Source organism: Vibrio sp. 10N.247.310.98, from assembly GCF_041467395.1.
GTDB classification, from domain to species: Bacteria; Pseudomonadota; Gammaproteobacteria; order Enterobacterales; family Vibrionaceae; genus Vibrio; species Vibrio crassostreae_C.
On the sequence record NZ_JBFSUL010000003.1, the window covers coordinates 122199 to 138562 of the forward strand.

At 42.0% G+C, this 16364-nt stretch carries 16 protein-coding genes; 13 read left to right on the top strand and 3 right to left on the bottom strand.

What is annotated here, in order from left to right; all coding sequences use genetic code 11:
- Window positions 1-245 precede the first annotated feature (245 nt).
- From AB6E78_RS02280 to AB6E78_RS02295, 4 genes are all read left to right on the top strand, one after another.
- Entirely contained in the window at window positions 246-722 is a 477-nt protein-coding gene (locus tag AB6E78_RS02280; RefSeq protein ID WP_008217326.1) for a hypothetical protein, read from the top strand.
- A 286-nt stretch (window positions 723-1008) separates the two neighbouring features.
- Entirely contained in the window at window positions 1009-1278 is a 270-nt protein-coding gene (locus tag AB6E78_RS02285) for a PTS sugar transporter subunit IIB (RefSeq protein WP_017064872.1), read from the top strand.
- A 10-nt stretch (window positions 1279-1288) separates the two neighbouring features.
- Entirely contained in the window at window positions 1289-2545 is a 1257-nt protein-coding gene (locus AB6E78_RS02290) for a PTS ascorbate transporter subunit IIC (RefSeq protein ID WP_017064873.1), read from the top strand.
- Window positions 2542-2991, top strand: coding sequence for a PTS sugar transporter subunit IIA (locus tag AB6E78_RS02295; RefSeq protein ID WP_017070990.1), 450 nt, complete (start codon window positions 2542-2544; stop codon window positions 2989-2991). Before AB6E78_RS02290 ends, AB6E78_RS02295 begins: the two co-directional genes overlap by 4 nt.
- Window positions 2992-3125: 134 nt before the next feature.
- Here AB6E78_RS02295 and AB6E78_RS02300 read toward each other — a convergent pair whose 3' ends face one another.
- Window positions 3126-4391, bottom strand: coding sequence for an HD-GYP domain-containing protein (locus AB6E78_RS02300; RefSeq protein WP_372111536.1), 1266 nt, complete (start codon window positions 4389-4391; stop codon window positions 3126-3128).
- 226 nt (window positions 4392-4617) lie between these two features.
- Between AB6E78_RS02300 and AB6E78_RS02305 the strand changes: the two genes are divergently transcribed.
- Entirely contained in the window at window positions 4618-5154 is a 537-nt protein-coding gene (locus tag AB6E78_RS02305; RefSeq protein ID WP_017069226.1) for a GNAT family N-acetyltransferase, read from the top strand.
- A 151-nt stretch (window positions 5155-5305) separates the two neighbouring features.
- Here AB6E78_RS02305 and AB6E78_RS02310 read toward each other — a convergent pair whose 3' ends face one another.
- Both AB6E78_RS02310 and AB6E78_RS02315 read right to left on the bottom strand, forming a co-directional pair.
- A complete protein-coding gene (locus tag AB6E78_RS02310; RefSeq protein WP_372073533.1) occupies window positions 5306-6655 on the bottom strand; it encodes a sensor histidine kinase in 1350 nt (449 codons plus the stop codon).
- Window positions 6648-7337 carry a response regulator transcription factor gene (locus tag AB6E78_RS02315; RefSeq protein ID WP_017060591.1) on the bottom strand — a complete coding sequence of 230 codons (690 nt, stop codon included), beginning with the start codon at window positions 7335-7337 and terminating at the stop codon, window positions 6648-6650. Before AB6E78_RS02315 ends, AB6E78_RS02310 begins: the two co-directional genes overlap by 8 nt.
- Window positions 7338-7396: 59 nt before the next feature.
- Here AB6E78_RS02315 and AB6E78_RS02320 point away from each other — a divergent pair, with 59 nt between their 5' ends.
- The 8 genes from AB6E78_RS02320 (at window position 7397) to AB6E78_RS02355 (ending at window position 16313) form a co-directional block, all read left to right on the top strand.
- The gene (locus AB6E78_RS02320) at window positions 7397-8908 is read left to right on the top strand and encodes a putative bifunctional diguanylate cyclase/phosphodiesterase (protein WP_372111534.1); all 1512 of its coding nucleotides are present in this window, start codon (window positions 7397-7399) and stop codon (window positions 8906-8908) included.
- 250 nt (window positions 8909-9158) lie between these two features.
- A complete protein-coding gene (locus AB6E78_RS02325; protein WP_017060589.1) occupies window positions 9159-9638 on the top strand; it encodes a type II secretion system protein in 480 nt (159 codons plus the stop codon).
- Window positions 9639-10473: 835 nt separating this feature from the next.
- On the top strand, window positions 10474-12219 hold the full coding sequence (locus AB6E78_RS02330; RefSeq protein WP_017066680.1) for an EAL domain-containing protein: 1746 nt from the start codon (window positions 10474-10476) through the stop codon (window positions 12217-12219).
- Window positions 12220-12442: 223 nt separating this feature from the next.
- Window positions 12443-12814: a GntR family transcriptional regulator gene (locus tag AB6E78_RS02335; RefSeq protein WP_017060587.1), complete on the top strand. Its 372-nt coding sequence runs from the start codon at window positions 12443-12445 to the stop codon at window positions 12812-12814.
- Entirely contained in the window at window positions 12811-13665 is an 855-nt protein-coding gene (locus AB6E78_RS02340; protein WP_017072200.1) for an ABC transporter ATP-binding protein, read from the top strand. Before AB6E78_RS02335 ends, AB6E78_RS02340 begins: the two co-directional genes overlap by 4 nt.
- Window positions 13665-14522: a hypothetical protein gene (locus AB6E78_RS02345; RefSeq protein ID WP_372132540.1), complete on the top strand. Its 858-nt coding sequence runs from the start codon at window positions 13665-13667 to the stop codon at window positions 14520-14522. Before AB6E78_RS02340 ends, AB6E78_RS02345 begins: the two co-directional genes overlap by 1 nt.
- Window positions 14523-15471: 949 nt before the next feature.
- Entirely contained in the window at window positions 15472-15759 is a 288-nt protein-coding gene (locus tag AB6E78_RS02350; protein WP_017060584.1) for a putative quinol monooxygenase, read from the top strand.
- Window positions 15759-16313 carry a nucleotidyltransferase family protein gene (locus AB6E78_RS02355; RefSeq protein ID WP_108207690.1) on the top strand — a complete coding sequence of 185 codons (555 nt, stop codon included), beginning with the start codon at window positions 15759-15761 and terminating at the stop codon, window positions 16311-16313. Before AB6E78_RS02350 ends, AB6E78_RS02355 begins: the two co-directional genes overlap by 1 nt.
- The last annotated feature ends 51 nt before the right edge of the window (window positions 16314-16364 follow it).

A 16364-nucleotide genomic window follows, 5' to 3' on the forward strand; every position in this document is an offset into this window, starting at 1 on the left:
ATCTGTAGGGAGTTGAATTTGTAATGTTAAGTCTTTAAGTGTGTGAGCGTAATCACTCGGTTAATTCTGTGTGATTCTTACTACTTTTCTGTGCTCTGCCTCATTTCCCGAGACTTCAAGATTCATCTTAAGTTTAGATGCGTATATACTTTGTATGACCTCACCAAATAATTATCTATAAAATACCAATAGAGCTGATTAGATATAACAGCCATCGAGACTAAGAGAGGAAACACGTGAAGAAAATGGAAGCTCCGCACGATATGAACATTGGAGCTAAATTCAAAACAAATAGACACGGTTATGTGACAGTAGTTGAATATTATAATACTCATACTGTTATCGTCGCGTTTGAAAACACCGGAAATATTCGAGCTATCAGTGCGGCTAAATTACGTACAGGTCAGCTAACTGATCGTTCGGTTGCTCCTGAGTCAATTATGATTGGCGAACAGGTTGAATCGGTTAAACACGGAATATTAACCATTACTCAAGTTGAGTCTGAAAATATTGTCGTGTTAACAAATGCTGATAATGAAGAAATTAGAATGCTATTGCCAGCAGTACAAAAAATGAAAGACAAAGTTGAAGATATTGATGAAGATAAACTTGAAGCATCAAAACCAACCTCTCTAAGCCAGCTAACTAAAAGAAGTAAAAAGACTAAAGACGTTAATAGCATGCTTAAGAAAATGCTTACCGATTACGGCCGATACGATTAATTCAATATTTTGTCTTAGCTAAACCTTTCAAGATTCATATTCTAATATCCAAATAAAGATCCTCCTCCCTTTCTAAATAAAAGACGTTGCATATTCGAGTGAAAAGTTAAATTTGATCAAAGTCTCACTCTGGATCTTTACTACAAATTAACGAGATCTCCATCACAATCTCATTTTAGTTTTGTGATGGGGATCTTATTGAAATCTGAATACTTCCATTACTATGCTCTCACACAATAAGAGAACGAAGTTTCTCAACCCCTAAAATCCAATTGAGACAAATATTATGAAAAAGATTCTTGTAGTTTGCGGTAACGGCCTTGGTACTTCTCTAATGATGGAAATGGCAGTAAAAGAAGTCGCTAAAAAAATCGGTTTCGAAGCAGAAGTTGATCACGAAGATCTATCATCTGCAGCATCAAGCAATGCGGATATTTGGGTTGCAGCAACAGACGTTGCAAACCAACTAAAAGACGCTGGTAAAGAGAATATCATCAGCCTTAAAAATATTTTTGACAAAGCATCTATTGAAGAACAACTAAAAACTTTCATGTAAGGTCAAAATTATGCAAAACTTTTTCGAGTTCATGCTCGGCTTATTAAAAGAGCCGGCGATCATGGTAGGTTTAATTGCTTTTATCGGCCTGGTTGCACAAAAAGCAGATGTTTCTACCATTCTAAAAGGCACAATTAAAACCGTAATGGGTTTCCTAATTTTAGGTTTTGGTGCTGGCGCTCTTGTTGGCGCACTAAATAACTTCTCTGTTGTATTTACTGAAGCATTCGGCGTAAGTGGTGTTATTCCAAATAACGAAGCAATTGTTGCATTAGCACAAGAAGCATTCGGTTATGAAATGGCTCTAATTATGTTCTTCGCATTCGTTGTGAATATTTTATTGGCTCGTTTAACACCTTTAAAATATATTTTCTTAACGGGTCACCACACAATGTTCATGTCTATGCTGGTAGCGGTAATCCTGTCTACAGCTAACATCGAAGGCACTGCTCTCGTTGCAATCGGCTCGATCATTGTGGGTTCACTGATGGTTATCATGCCTGCACTTGCTCAAAAATACACAGAGAAAGTGATGGGTACTGATCAGTTGGCGATGGGTCACTTCTCAACGTTCTCATACTTAGTATCGGGTTACATTGGTAGCAAGTTTGGTGACACTTCAAAATCAACAGAAGACATCAACGTACCTAAGAGCCTAATGTTCCTGCGTGATACGCCAGTTGCTGTAGCAACAACAATGGCTATCTTCTTTATGTTTGCCTCAATTGTTGCTGGCGGTGACTTTGTTGAAACAGTATCAGGCGGTCAAAACTGGGTAGTATTCACCTTCATGCAATCTCTTGTGTTTGCCGGTGGTGTTTACATCGTACTGCAAGGTGTGAAGATGCTGATTGCTGAAATCGTTCCTGCATTCAAAGGTATCTCTGACAAGCTAGTACCGGGCGCAAAACCTGCTCTAGACTGCCCTATGGTATTCCCTGTAGCACCAAACGCGGTACTTATCGGTTTCCTTTGTTCTTTCGCTGCTGGCCTACTAGCAATGGCAGTTCAAGGCGCGCTTGGCTGGACAATCATTGTAGCTGGCGTCGTTCCACACTTCTTCGTAGGTGGTGCAGCAGGCGTTTACGGTAATGCGACAGGCGGTCTACGCGGTGCAATTCTCGGTTCATTCACGCAAGGTCTGTGTATCTCTTTCCTACCAATGCTACTGCTTCCAGTACTGGGTGGCCTTGGTCTTGAAGCGACAACGTTTGCTGACTTCGACTTCGGCGTTGTTGGTCTTATCCTAGGGTGGATTGTTTCATGAGCTTATTCGATTTAATTGGTAACCAAGGCGTTATCATCAACTCTGAAGAGAACCTAACGGTTGATGCTGCGATAGATGTGACCTGTTCAACACTGCTAGCGAGCAACAAAATCGAAGCAAGCTATGTTGAAGCTATCAAGCAAAAACACAAGGATATTGGCGCGTACTATGTTCTAGCACCAAAGATTGCGATGCCTCATGCTCGCCCTGAAGATGGTGTGAACGAAGCATCACTGCAAGTAACGGTATTCAAGAAGGGTGTTGATTTAGAGTCAGAAGACAACGGTGACGTTTACCTTTCGATTACTCTGGCAGCGATGGACTCAGATAGCCACATCCATACGATTATGGCGCTATCAGAGTTGTTCCAAAATGATGATGACATCGATGCCATCATCGCAGCGGAAACTGAGCAAGCGATCATCGAGATCTTAAAACGATACTAATCTCGATATAAAGATCCTGATAAGCCCCCATGAAAAAAGCGATAGCCTCGGCTATCGCTTTTCTGTTTCTGGTGCTTGGTCATTTCTCATCGAATATGAGTTAAGGCATCACACCTAGAAAGCATTCAGTGGCGTTAAAACGCGTACATTCGTTTGTCTGTCGATAATTCAAAGCAATATTGCGCGTGTTTATTAAGGCACTCAAACACTTCTCGATCCAACTTAAAGTTATCAACGTGGTCCCTCAAAATAGCGAGAGTCTCTTCTAACGTCATGCCTCCACGATAAGGTCGAGACTGAGTTAGCGCTTGAAACACATCCACCACAGCAACAATTCGACTGGGTTGATCCAACTCTTCCGCCGTTTTTCCCATTGGGTAACCCGAACCATCTAACCTTTCATGATGATCAGATGCCCACTGACAAACCTGAGGTGAACTGAACAACTCCTGCAATGCGAATCGAGTGTCCGTTGCATGGCGTTTAATACAGCAATACTCTTCTTCAGTGAGTAAATCCGGCTTATGCAGAATGTCATTAGGGGTTTGCAGTTTACCGATATCATGAACCAAACCTGCTAAATAGAGTTTGCGCTGAGTGGTGTAGGAATAACCCAGTTGTTTGGCGAGGTATTCTGAAAGCTGCCCAACCTTTAAAGAGTGCTTAAAGGTAAACGAACTTTTGGTATCAACAACATTGGCGATAAACTCGGCAAAGGCCACCGTCTCATCCAGCGACATTTGCTGGGAGAAAAATGGCACAGGTTCAAAGTTATCCCTCATGTTCTCGATGTATGGAATCTCCATAGAAAACCAGAAGTCATCCAAATCAACCAACTCGCACATGTGTTGCACAAGGTTGGTTTCGAACATCTCATCCGCTTGTTCAGTCAAACGTTCAATGATGCACGCTTTGCCATCTGGTGTTAGGTTTCCATAACGATCAGAAGAGGTTATGCCGTATAGATAATCGACTCTATCGGCAAGCATCACGATGGCAGCTAGTTCTCTTTCTAACTCGCTGATATGAATAGCCCTTAGCTCAGACCACGGAGTATGGTGATAAAGAACCGGCTTAGCAAATATAGAAAGAACTGGGCACTCTTTTAAGATTTGGTAGCCCTTTTGACAATGGTGATAGCTTGAGTCAGGTACAAACCCAGACGTTAAACTGAGCTGTTCATCAATTTGCGAGACACCACAGTCGTGAATCAAGCCTAACGAAAACGCGAGCTGCGCTTGCTCTTCTTCCCACCCCACACTCAGAGCACATCGATACGCGATATAGCCCACTCTCTGTCCATGATTTTTACTTTCGAAACCGACGTTATCAAGCGCCTTAGCAATACCGAATAGAGCCTTCCTTAGGTCCACGGTCACGTCCTGGCAATGTTGATTCATTATTTAAGCCTAGCATTTTTATATTTTTTATATATTTAGGCCGCTAATACTAATGCATAGCTAATGATTATATACACAACTATTGTAAGGTTTAATGAGTTTCGTGATAGAACCAACGTATCACGAAAAATCCGCACTACAAATGGTTGCATATTAAAAATCATGCGACATTATAGCCTGCCGACTAAGATTCGCTTAAATAAGCAGCCATAAGAAAAGGAAAGACATGTTTAAAACGGTTATCGACAACGAACTCTCCATCGCATTGGTTGAAGAGAGCTTCGCTTCTCACTACGCGGAAATCTCACAAAGCCAGAATGAGTACCTAAGTCAATGGCTCGTGTGGCCGCCACATTGTAAAACCGAGCAAGACTTTAGGATCTTCATCCAACGCTCGCTACACGATTATGCCGAAGGGAAAAGCATGACTTGTGCAATCGTGTATCAAGACAAGGTCGTCGGTAACTGCAGTTTCAATACCATTGATCATGATAAGCAAAAGGTGACGATAGGTTATTGGTTATCTGAGACATACCAAGGAAAGGGGATTGTGACGCGCGTTGTCCAGAAGCTGATTGATGTTGCTTTCAATGAGTTAGATATGGAAAAGGTAGAGATATCAGCCGCAACCGGTAACCAAAGCAGCCGCAAGGTTTGTGAGCGCTTACATTTCACGTTAGAAGGTATTATAACTCGTAACGAGAACTTGAATGGCCGCATCGTAGACCACGCTATTTATGGACTTCATCGCTCTAAGCTCTAGGCTCTAGGCTCTAGGCTCTAGGCTCTAGGCTCTAGGCTCTAGGCAGTAGTACTAAGAAGTCACTAGCTTGTAAATCGGAATATGAAAAAGCCACGGTATTAGTCCGTGGCTTTGTTATTTGACGAGCCTGAAGAGTTCTTAAAGCTACAGTTTATGCGATCTTAGGAATCACGATACTGAACTTGGCACCACCATGGTTGCTGTCGTCGATTTTGATATCCCAAGAAAGTTTTTTAGCCGCCGATAGAGCAATCGCGAGGCCCAACCCCAATCCACCGTTGGTCGACGTTCTGCTTGAGTCTAGTCGAGAGAACGGAAGGAATACCTCATCACGCCTATTCTCTGGTATTCCAGAACCATTGTCTTCAATCACCACCAGCCAGTTTTCTGAGTTCTCATCCAGCGTCATCCACACTTTGTCTTGTGTGTAATTACCCGCATTCTTGAGAACGTTATCGAACACCAAGCGTGCCATTGAGCAATCACACTTAATCTTGCACTCTAGCTGTACCTTAGATTCAAAGGTGGCATTGTCTAGTTTCGAGTAACGAATTCGGTCTAGGCAATACTCACGAAGATCGGAGGTCACTTTAACGAGCTCAAAGAAAGAGTTATCCATGACATTCAACTTCGACAGCATGATGATTTCTGACGTGAGCTCGTTGATATCCTCAATGTAGGTATCAATGTCATCGAAAAGAACCTGATGATTATCGGGGGCTCCCCTTCTTAGGATATCGGTCGCCAGTTGAATACGACTTAGCGGAGTTCGTACTTCGTGTGGGATAGCTTGAGCGAAAATATGACTTTGTTTTACTTTGCTTTCGATCTCTTCAGCCATGAAGTTAAAACTGCTGGCCAAATCAGAAACAGGATGGATGTCGTCCATGTCAGATCGAGTACTAAGCTTGCCCTTACCAAACTGTTTCTGCTTCTCGACGAGCAACTCTATTCTTTCTTGAAAACGCCTCACAGGTAAGTAAACACTTGCTCCAATCGCCACAATCACAGCCAACAACAGCCCTAACAAAAAGTGTCGTTCTGAGTCTTCGTACCATTCAATGTCAGGAGAGAAAAAGTCCCCTACCTCACTGAACCCAAAACTGAATTTAGAGTTTGGTAGCTGAAACACGGTCGAATAGAGGTTGTCATCACTTAGATATATCGGCACACCGTTTAAGGTTGTGTATAACTCACATTGTTGGCAAGGCGCCTCGCCCGACCAATTCTCCAACAGGCGTAAATTGAAGATATAAAATTGTTGGTAGCCTATTCTATCGAGCTCTTTATAGAGTGAGTTTTCTTGATTGTGTTGACGAACATACTGCTCCGCAAAGTAGATGCCATCATTGAGGAAGGTTTCGATCTCGGTGCGTCGCATGTACCCCTCACCAAGGTTCAAGAACAAAAATATCGTTGCCGACATCCCAGTCACAATCCCAAGGTATAAGCGAGCAAACATCGAAACCGAGAGAAGCTTCGTAGCAATGAACTTACGCAACCAGCATGTACCCCTTGTTGCGAACCGTACGAATCAACTGTTTGTCTTTTGCGTGAATGCGCAGCTTTCGGCGTAACCCAGACACGCGCATATCAATCGAGCGGTCGTTGAACGCGTAATCTATCCCTCTAAATAACTGACAGCACTGGTCTCGAGTCACGACCTGACAGATGTTATTAACGAGAAGGTTTAAGATTTCAAATTCAGCAGAAGTAAGCTTGAGGTTTTGGCCGTAGAGCGTGGCACTTTGAGCAGAGCTGTTGATTACAATATCGCACTGTTTTTCAGCCGTAGTTTCTTGCGCAGTTTTTACGGGAGTCGCTCGACGCAATAACGCTTCAATTCGCGCTAACAAGGCATGGCCACGAATCGGTTTGGCAACGTAATCGTCCGCACCAAATTTAAACAAGCTGACCTCGCTCATTTCATCGGCGGAAGCCGTTAGCACTAAAATCATTCCATTATAAAACTCACGGGCTTGACGGCAAATTTGCGCGCCGCTCATCCCTGGAAGCATCAAGTCCAACAGCACTAAATCAGGTTCAATACTACGGATCGCTTCAAGTGCCAAGTTCCCTTCATGAACAACGCTAACATTGTAACCTTCAGCTTCGAGGTAAAGCGTCGTTAGACGAGCTATCTCTTGGTCATCTTCAACAATGAGCACTTTGGTTTTCGACATTCCTATCACCAGTATTTATTAAAAGCGAAGGCAGTATATATACTGGTCATAGATCATCAATGTTGGAATCAGAGCCCTACATTTACCGTACGCAAAACATAGTAATCACTTTTGTACATACACGTTTACAGAATAGAGAACCAACAACCGGTGCGCCTTGGTTTATCAAGGTTTCCTCCTTCAGAGCACACCATTTTGATGTGCAAGGAAAGTGGCTCTTTGATAAAAGCGAACTGCTGCTAAACCTAACCTGTACAACAAAGCAAAAAGAGAAGCTGATAAAAGCCAGATACAACGCAGAACACGACTGTTTAACGGAGCTTTATAATCGCCGTGGGATCAGCAACCTTCTAGAAACCAGCATTGCCTATCGCTCACCGTTTGAATTGATGTTTGTCGACCTTGATGGCTTCAAATTAGTTAATGACACTTATGGGCACACTGTCGGAGACCAACTACTCAAACAGGTTGGTGAACGCCTTAAACAGTTGGTTGATGAGAAATGCATGATAGGGCGATTTGGTGGCGACGAATTCATTGTGATTGCCCACACCTGCCGAAATCAAAATATCCCACTACTTTGCTCTCGCATCATTGATGCCTTAAACCGAAGTTTCCATATCAGAGGCATCGGCAGTTTATCTGTCGGTTGCAGCATAGGTACCGCGCATTTCCCTGATAACGCGGTTGACCAAGAAACATTGCTAAAGCAAGCGGGTATGGCGATGCATCTTGCAAAAGCGAATGGTCGAAACCGCTTCCAAACGTTTACCCCAGACTTAGCACAAACCCTGCATCGCAAAGTAGAGATCCGCCATCGACTGGCACGCGCCATAGAAAACGACGATCTCAACCTTCACTATCAACCGATCATGAACACCAACAGCGACAAGGTGAAAGGGTTTGAAGCCTTGCTTCGATGGTCAGACAAAGAGCTAGGTAACATAGGCCCTGATGAGTTTATTAGCTTAGCGGAGGAGACGGGGCAGATTGTACCGCTCGGGAAATGGGTTCTGAACTCTGCACTCAAACAGCTATCGATATGGCAACGTGAGTTTGATAGTGAGTTGATGATGAGTATCAATATTTCGAGTATTCAGATGCACGCGACCTTTGCCGAGCAGCTATTAGCAATGTTGAACTTCTACAATATCCAACCTCAAAGCATCGCCCTTGAGATCACCGAATCTTCCATGATCTTCAAGCATGGTGAAGTCAGGCAAGCGTTAAGCGATATTTCTAAATTGGGCGTAGAGCTTCACCTTGATGACTTTGGCACAGGCTACTCGTCACTGTCGATGTTGCATGACTTACCGATTAGCACCGTGAAACTCGATAAAAGCTTCGTCCACGGTTCACACAAAGGGAGCAAAGCGATTGTCCAAGCCACCCATGCTATCTATGAAAAATTGGGGCTAAAAGTGGTTGCTGAAGGTGTCGAAACCGAAACGCAAAAAGCGTTCTTAATCGATTGTGGATACCAGTATCTTCAGGGATTTTTATTTAGTAAACCAATTCCCTCAAATGAAGTCGAAAGTCAGTTTTTGAATGGTCGACAATCCTACAATTAAAGACTTATTTATCAATAAATTAAGTCGTTTGAATGCTTCCTAAACAATCGGCTTCTGTGGGTGTGTACGCTTACGTATGCTTACATAGCGTTTAACAGTAAGAGGAAATAATTAAGCTATTGTTTATAAAGAAAATTACTTAGAAATTCACACAATAAAACACCAAACCATTATACCCACTAACTGTAATGACTTTGGTATTTAGATTACCCTCATTCCGTCCCTTTAGCAGAGCAAATAATCGGTAACCATGAACAGACAAAACGGCTTCACTCTTTTAGAACTCATCATCTCTGTATTAATTTTAGCGATCGTTTCGGCGACAGCTATGGTCAAGTTCTTAGACGTTCAAGGAAGTGCTCGGGCGAGTAAAATACATGATGTGGCTGGTAACCTTCGCACGGGTATCGATATGATCTACGCGAAGTCAGCGATTGCTGGCGTTGAGGATGAGTGCAACTATGTTGAAAAGACGGAGATTGAGACCTACTACGTTTGTCATGGTTACCCAATCGCCTATGTTGACTCACTAAGAAGACTGCTCAATATCGACGCAACAGAGCTTCATGTCATCAACAAAGAAGTAGACTCTGGCAGCAATGCAGAAAGAGTAGCCGCCATCTCTTTCGACACCGAAAACTACACCTATTCGCCAGAAGGAGACTTTTGTCAGGTGCTTTATCAGCCAGAAAAAGAACCACAGATCGTGGTGCTTGATGGTGCATGTTAAATACTCAACGATTGCACGCTTCCATAGTTAACACAAAGCCTCCGCGACAGGTCTTTGAATATCATGTGGTTACGCTAACATTTGCTCAAAAATAACACTAATTGATCTAACTTGTTGCTGCTTATACTTTTAGGCAGTGCTCATGGTATAACACCAACCTCATTCATATCTTATTTTCATCACTAGCCGATTAATATTTACATAGACACATATTTGATACATATGTCAATAATAATTCCATTAAAATTCTTTAATCAACACATCATGATAAAAATCATCCTTTCCCTATTTTAAATATCCCACCTTAAAGTTTAATTATTTAAATTTCGTAACAGAATAAATTAAAGTCAATCATTCAACAAATATAATTAATTCTATCATTTATTACTTTAATTAAATCACCAAAACAATACGCCACATAAATTATATTAATATCACATAAAATGACATAATTTAATTTTATCATGAAAAATTCTGATAAATCTCATGCATCGATAAGCCGAATGAATACCATCAGAAGCTACATTAGAAACCTCTAAATCCAGTCGCTAAACCTACCGCGTAGAAGCTGTGAAATGGATAAATACCAAAACAAATGGATAAATCCCCTTTACCCCTTGTAAATCATTGGCTTTCATTTATAAATTCAACTTTTGGGTGAACATCTCCATAACCTTTCATTAAAGCCCAAATTCTGCGATTAGTATCAACATCTTAAGAGGAAATGGTGACATTTTGGTTATATTATTTAGATCGAACTCTTGTGTTGAATGACAATCCCAGCCATCACATATCCATCACACAAATATAATAACTATCGCTTAGGAGTTGAGCTATGCACTGTTCTTTCAATATAAATAACAATAATGAGAGCTTGCAACTGATCTACAATGAAGAAAAAATATACATAAAAAGAGACAGTAATAAGATATCAGAGGAAACTCTTAATAGTAAAGAGAGTTTTGTTTTCAAATACCTTATTGAACACTCGTCAATATCAAACCCTCAATCTGCACGAGATGTTGAAGAATCATTTAAATTACACTTTGACGAAGAGTTTAGCTTATACGCGTTAAAAAATATTATTGCTTCTATAAGAAAGAAATATCGAAGCTTATGTAAGAAAGCGAAGGTAGATAATAATAGCGAACTTATCTCTAACCTTTATAAGGTAGGTTACTTTATCGATCTCGATAAAAGCTCAACCAACCGTATCGCACCTAAGTACGACATCAACCAGTTCAAGCCCAGCCAGTTCGAGATGTTGAAACTGATGTTCAACACCTATCATCGAGAGCTGATTAAGGCTCTGATAGCCGTGTTCACCATCTCTTCCTTTTTCCTATTCGTTGTCTACTTTTCCCAAATCCTTTATACGACGAAGATTGCGAATGAATACAGTGAGAACACCAAACACATTGCCGCAGAAGTCATGGACTACGGTTGCGATAGCCACGGGGCTGTGCACTCGCTAAGGCACTCGCTCAACCTTGATTCTGTCGTCATGACCACACCTTATGACTCCTGCTATATCTCTAAAACACGTTCTAAGATGATAGAGCTCAATCAATTAGACGACTTCTACGATAGTGCTGACTTTGCCTATTCACGCTTCATGGATACCGAGCACGACATTGAGATGGTTGCTCGAATATCTAAACGATCTATCGAAGCTCGATACAAGAACTCACTATTGCCTCTATTAGTCGATTCGATTTCCATCCAGAAGAATGGTTACCACATCTTAAACCTTGGCGAAGAGAGTAAATCTATCTATCAAACCTCCCTACCAACGGGTGCAACCATCACCTTCTACAGTGACGACATTGTTGCACTATGGATTGCGCTTTCTCTGATACTCGCCACCCTGCTTTATCGCTCCTATATTCTGGGTTTCGTGATCTACCTGTTTCGTTGGAAACACATCTCCTTTGAAGAAGAGCCGATCATCAACACCGAAGACAACTGCGTTCTCTACTACGAGTTGTTATCTCGTGTGCGTAACGTTGGCGTTTTAAGCTTCATCAACACCATGAGACGCACCAATTTACTCACCTTTCATACTATTTTACTCATCGAGACAGTCAGAAAAGCGAAGTTAAACAACAGCCATGAGATCTATGGTGTCAACGTGTGTCCGAGTGCTTTGGTAGGGTCGAACTTCGCAAGGCTCAGAGAGCATTTAGCCGCGATGGAAGCGAATGAGTTTGTCGTAGAGATTACTGAATATTCGAACATTGGCTATGGGTGTGAGGTTATCGATAACATTAAGGATATCAAAAAGCTTGGTATCACTATCGCTCTGGATGACTTTGGTACGGGCAATAACAACATCGAAATCATCAATGTTATCTCTCCGGCCTATCTAAAACTGGATCGTTGCTTTGTTAAGGATATCGAGTCAGGAGAGCATCATCAGGGTGTATTGCTCAATATCTCGGAGATTGGACGCCTATCAAATATCACAATGATTTATGAAGGTGTCGAGACGCGTAGGCAGCAATATATCTTGTGTCAGTTAGGCTACAACTTACATCAAGGTTACCTGTATAGCCGGCCTAATGACTCAAAGGAGCAATAGGCCCAGCCTAATAGAAATCTTGATCAGCAACCATTCCCTATTCAAATAATCATCGCTTATACAACTGCTTGAGAGCCCACAAGGATGTAGGCTTCAAGTGCCCTCCCCACCAAACGTGCTTTATCTAAACATAAAAATACCCGATGCACTTTCATAAAATCCTTGCCAACTCGAATAAATAGGTTAGTGTTATACACATGTATATCACCATGCAGTTTTAATTATGACCGAATGGAAAGACGACCAGCCGATCTTTAGGCAGCTTGCCGCCAAGATCAGTGACCAAATTCTTCAGGGTGTTTGGCTAGAGCTACAAGCATTGCCCTCTGTGCGTGCGGTTGCCGCCGATCTCAAGATCAACCACCTTACTGTCATGAAAAGCTACCAGTTACTGGTGGATGAAGGCTTGGTAGAGAAAAAACGCGGCCAAGGCATGTATGTGGCCGAAGGGGCACTTCAAAAATTGAAAGAGTCCGCACACCAATCATTCATCAACACACAGATCCCAGCCATCGCTGAGACGCTAAGCATCATTGATATGAGTGTCGAAGAACTCGTGAAACAGCTAGCACAACATATAAAGGACAAGTCATGAGTACTTTACTTTCCGTGAAAAACGTAACCAAAACCTATTCAAATCAAGTGGGTGTCGAGAACATCAGCTTTGAGTTAAAACCGGGGCAAGTGCTTGGATTGCTGGGCCATAATGGCGCAGGGAAATCGACACTGATCAAATCACTGCTTGGTGGACACAACTATCAAGGTGAGATTGAAGTAAACGGCTACCACCCTATCCACCAGCACGCAGAGCTCATGCAGCACTTGTCGTACATCTCAGATGTTAACGTGTTACCAGAGTGGATGACGGTTAAACAACTACTTCGATACACACAAGGTGTGCACCCTAGCTTCAACAAGCAAAAAGCAGAACAGACATTAAGCAGCACCAACATTAAGTTGTCTTCTACTATCAAGCAGCTTTCTAAAGGGATGAAAGTACAACTTCACCTTGCGATCATCATCGCGACTGACACTCAAGTGTTGATCTTAGATGAGCCTACACTGGGCTTAGATTTGCTGTACCGCGATACTTTTTATCGCCACCTACTAGAATGGTTTCACGACGGTGAACGCGCCATGATCATTGCAAGCCATGAGGTTTCAGAAATTGAACACCTATTAACGGATGTACTGATTTTGAAGCAAGGTCATTGTGTACTGCAAAAAAGCATGGAAGACATCGAAAGCGACTATTTCATTATTGAAGTCGCAAACAACCATTCAAGCGAGATTCAGAAACTCAACCCACTGACCTCACAATCAGGGCTAGGCACTACTAAGTGGTTATTGGAAGGTCAATACAAAGCGCAAGTTGAATCACTGGGTAACATCTATAACGTTGGTCTCGCAGATCTATTCCTTGCAACACAGACGGAGAAGGCATAATGCATCCAAGTTTTTACATGCTAGAAAAAGAACTCATCGAGCACAAAATTAACACTCGATTGCCTCTGTTTGTCGCGTTATGTGGTTTCTTACTGTTCGTTAGTCTGTTCTTCAATGGCGCAGCGCAGCATGAGTTTTTCTTCGAAATGCAAGTGAACGGTGACGTGAGCGACATCCACAGAGAGTCCGCACAAGACCTCAACTCAGTGATCTACTTTGGCGCGGGCCTTATTTCACTGATCCTATCAACGCTTTACATCCCTAAAACGCTGCGTAAAGAGCGCCAAGAAGGCAGTTCGATGTTTTGGAGAAGTATGCCGGTATCTAACGCAATGACTCACGGTGTGAAACTCGGCTTCGGTTTAGTGGTGATTCCGGCTATCTGTGCATTGTTAGTACTGTTCGCAGATTTTCTATTCTGGATATTGAACGTCTCAAGTGAACAACAACTGGCGCTATTGGTTGAACAACAATCTCTGTTTTATGTGCTGAGCAACTGGGTCGTGTTTTTTGGACGAATGATGTTAGTTGCACTGGTTTTATTGCCACTGGCAACCGTCACTCTAGCGATTTCGCAGCTGGTAAACTCTCCATTGCTTGTCATTTTCATCTCAAGCTATGCGATTAAGTTCCTCTCTGTCGCAGTGTTTGGGTTCTATGGCATCAATGACTTCCTATCTCTCATCGCGTCATTACCAATGAATGTACTCATAGCAAGCAACCCATTAAGTGCGATTGCAGAAGCGCCGATTTTATCTTTAGGTATTTACGCACTAATCGGTGTTGGTGGCTATCTACTGAGCCTAAAGCTAAATAGAACGGACGATGTGAACTTAAAGACGCTGTTCCAACGTTAGAGTCTATCCTAAGCACGAGCCTTTATCGGGCAGTCACATCAGATATCAAAATCTAAATCAAAGCTTCTGAGAAATCGGGAGCTTTTTTATTATCAAGACGTTAACGAGTACAGGGATGCGATAACAAGGAACAAGGAACAAGGAACAAGGAACAAGCTTTAGTTTGGGGTAACAGGTTTAACAAACGAAGATAAACTTAGAGGAGGTATTAATGAGCTGACATTGAATTGCATTGTTGTTAATGCCTGCCAGCTCTTTGGGGATGATTTCGTTAGTCGCCGACCAGATGAAGGTCCTTGAGAGTGCTAATGAAATCAGTTTGTTGCGTTTTACATTTGATTAAGCTTTTCAGCTTTTAAAGCTCTACGATTAAAGCTTATTTCTTTGATGCTTCTTTTGACGTGTCTTTCCAGTATTGGATACGAACGCGATGAAGCTGTGCTCTTCTCATTTTTTTCATAAGGGATATTTCCTTTTCTTTAACTGCTCTTCATGAGCTATTTTTATTGCCAACCATTCGAATCTAACGGTGTTTGATGCCCAGTTCAATGATACAAATCACAAAATATATAGAGTTTTTAGTACCATTTACATCAAAGTATGACCTAGATATCAACTATAGCTCAATTCAATCCTATGAGCCGCTGTTCAAAATTAAGGTTAGTTCTCTCAGATGACAAATTCATTTCAGTATCAATACAGTTCAATGATACTAATTTAATAGACCGGACCAACGCTGATTTAGTTCCAGTGTCTTATCATTTGTTGATTACATCACCTTTAAAGTTACGGTGTAACTAAAAAATACATTCAATGTGAACTAATAATCGCCACATTAGCCTATACGTTACAACATCAAAATGGGATTATGTTTGTAACGGATAGAGCTTTTGATAGAAAAAAGCCGTAATGGACCAAATTAAATAGACGTAATTAAATGGACGTAATTATGAGTAAAGTAATTCTGCAAGGGCATATTCTAGTGCCAGACAACGACCTAGAAGCAGTGACACATGCCTTGGTTGTGCACAAAGAACTGACACTAGAAGAACCTGGTTGTATTGTGTTTCGAGTCAGTCAAAGCACGCTTCAACCTAATCGCTTTGAAGTGTATGAAGAATTCACTAGCCGAGAAGCATTCGAAATGCACCAACAGCGAGTAAAAGCCTCTGAATGGGGTGAAATCTCCCAGAACGTGACACGTCATTACCAAGTCACTGATGTTCCGACATCATAATGATACATCCGCTAGCCAAACGCATCGTCACGTTGATCAAACAAGATCCCTTACGAATGAAGGTTTTAGACTGTGTCGCTCAGTTGGATTTGCCGCAGTGTTATGTCGCTGCGGGCTTTGTGAGAAACCTCGTTTGGGATCACCAGCATGGTTATGCCTCCCCGACTCCATTCAATGATATTGATGTGATCTACTTTGATCCCATTGATACCTCTTACGAATCGGATCTTAGATACGAGGCTCAGCTTAAACAACGGTTACCCGAACTGAATTGGCAAGTTCGCAATCAAGCCTACATGCACACTAGAAATGGGGATGAACCTTACCAAGGCTCATTGGATGCGATGAGTTATTGGCCAGAGAAAGAAACCGCCGTCGCCGTGAAACAAAGCCTCCATGGAAACATCGAGTGTATTTCTGCCTTTGGCTTAGAGAGTTTGTTTGATTTGCAAATCACACCCAATCCAAAGCGTAGCCGAGATATCTTTGATCAAAGAGTGCAATCCAAAGGTTGGCTAACCCAGTGGCCCAAGTTAACGATGAGTCACAGTTAACTAGCAGTCGAATTCAAACGCTAAAACCATTGACTAAAAGTCCAATCAGAT

Bases quoted from the DNA above. Each gene is read 5' to 3' on its own strand.
- AB6E78_RS02335 (WP_017060587.1), top strand. From the start codon at position 12,443: ATGACCGAATGGAAAGACGACCAGCCGATCTTTAGGCAGCTTGCCGCC.
- AB6E78_RS02300 (WP_372111536.1), bottom strand. From the start codon at position 4,391: ATGAATCAACATTGCCAGGACGTGACCGTGGACCTAAGGAAGGCTCTA.
- AB6E78_RS02320 (WP_372111534.1), top strand. From the start codon at position 7,397: ATGTTGGAATCAGAGCCCTACATTTACCGTACGCAAAACATAGTAATC.
- AB6E78_RS02295 (WP_017070990.1), top strand. From the start codon at position 2,542: ATGAGCTTATTCGATTTAATTGGTAACCAAGGCGTTATCATCAACTCT.
- AB6E78_RS02350 (WP_017060584.1), top strand. From the start codon at position 15,472: ATGAGTAAAGTAATTCTGCAAGGGCATATTCTAGTGCCAGACAACGAC.
- AB6E78_RS02285 (WP_017064872.1), top strand. From the start codon at position 1,009: ATGAAAAAGATTCTTGTAGTTTGCGGTAACGGCCTTGGTACTTCTCTA.
- AB6E78_RS02305 (WP_017069226.1), top strand. From the start codon at position 4,618: ATGTTTAAAACGGTTATCGACAACGAACTCTCCATCGCATTGGTTGAA.
- AB6E78_RS02280 (WP_008217326.1), top strand. From the start codon at position 246: ATGGAAGCTCCGCACGATATGAACATTGGAGCTAAATTCAAAACAAAT.
- AB6E78_RS02355 (WP_108207690.1), top strand. From the start codon at position 15,759: ATGATACATCCGCTAGCCAAACGCATCGTCACGTTGATCAAACAAGAT.
- AB6E78_RS02340 (WP_017072200.1), top strand. From the start codon at position 12,811: ATGAGTACTTTACTTTCCGTGAAAAACGTAACCAAAACCTATTCAAAT.
- AB6E78_RS02290 (WP_017064873.1), top strand. From the start codon at position 1,289: ATGCAAAACTTTTTCGAGTTCATGCTCGGCTTATTAAAAGAGCCGGCG.
- AB6E78_RS02330 (WP_017066680.1), top strand. From the start codon at position 10,474: ATGCACTGTTCTTTCAATATAAATAACAATAATGAGAGCTTGCAACTG.
- AB6E78_RS02325 (WP_017060589.1), top strand. From the start codon at position 9,159: ATGAACAGACAAAACGGCTTCACTCTTTTAGAACTCATCATCTCTGTA.
- AB6E78_RS02315 (WP_017060591.1), bottom strand. From the start codon at position 7,337: ATGTCGAAAACCAAAGTGCTCATTGTTGAAGATGACCAAGAGATAGCT.
- AB6E78_RS02345 (WP_372132540.1), top strand. From the start codon at position 13,665: ATGCATCCAAGTTTTTACATGCTAGAAAAAGAACTCATCGAGCACAAA.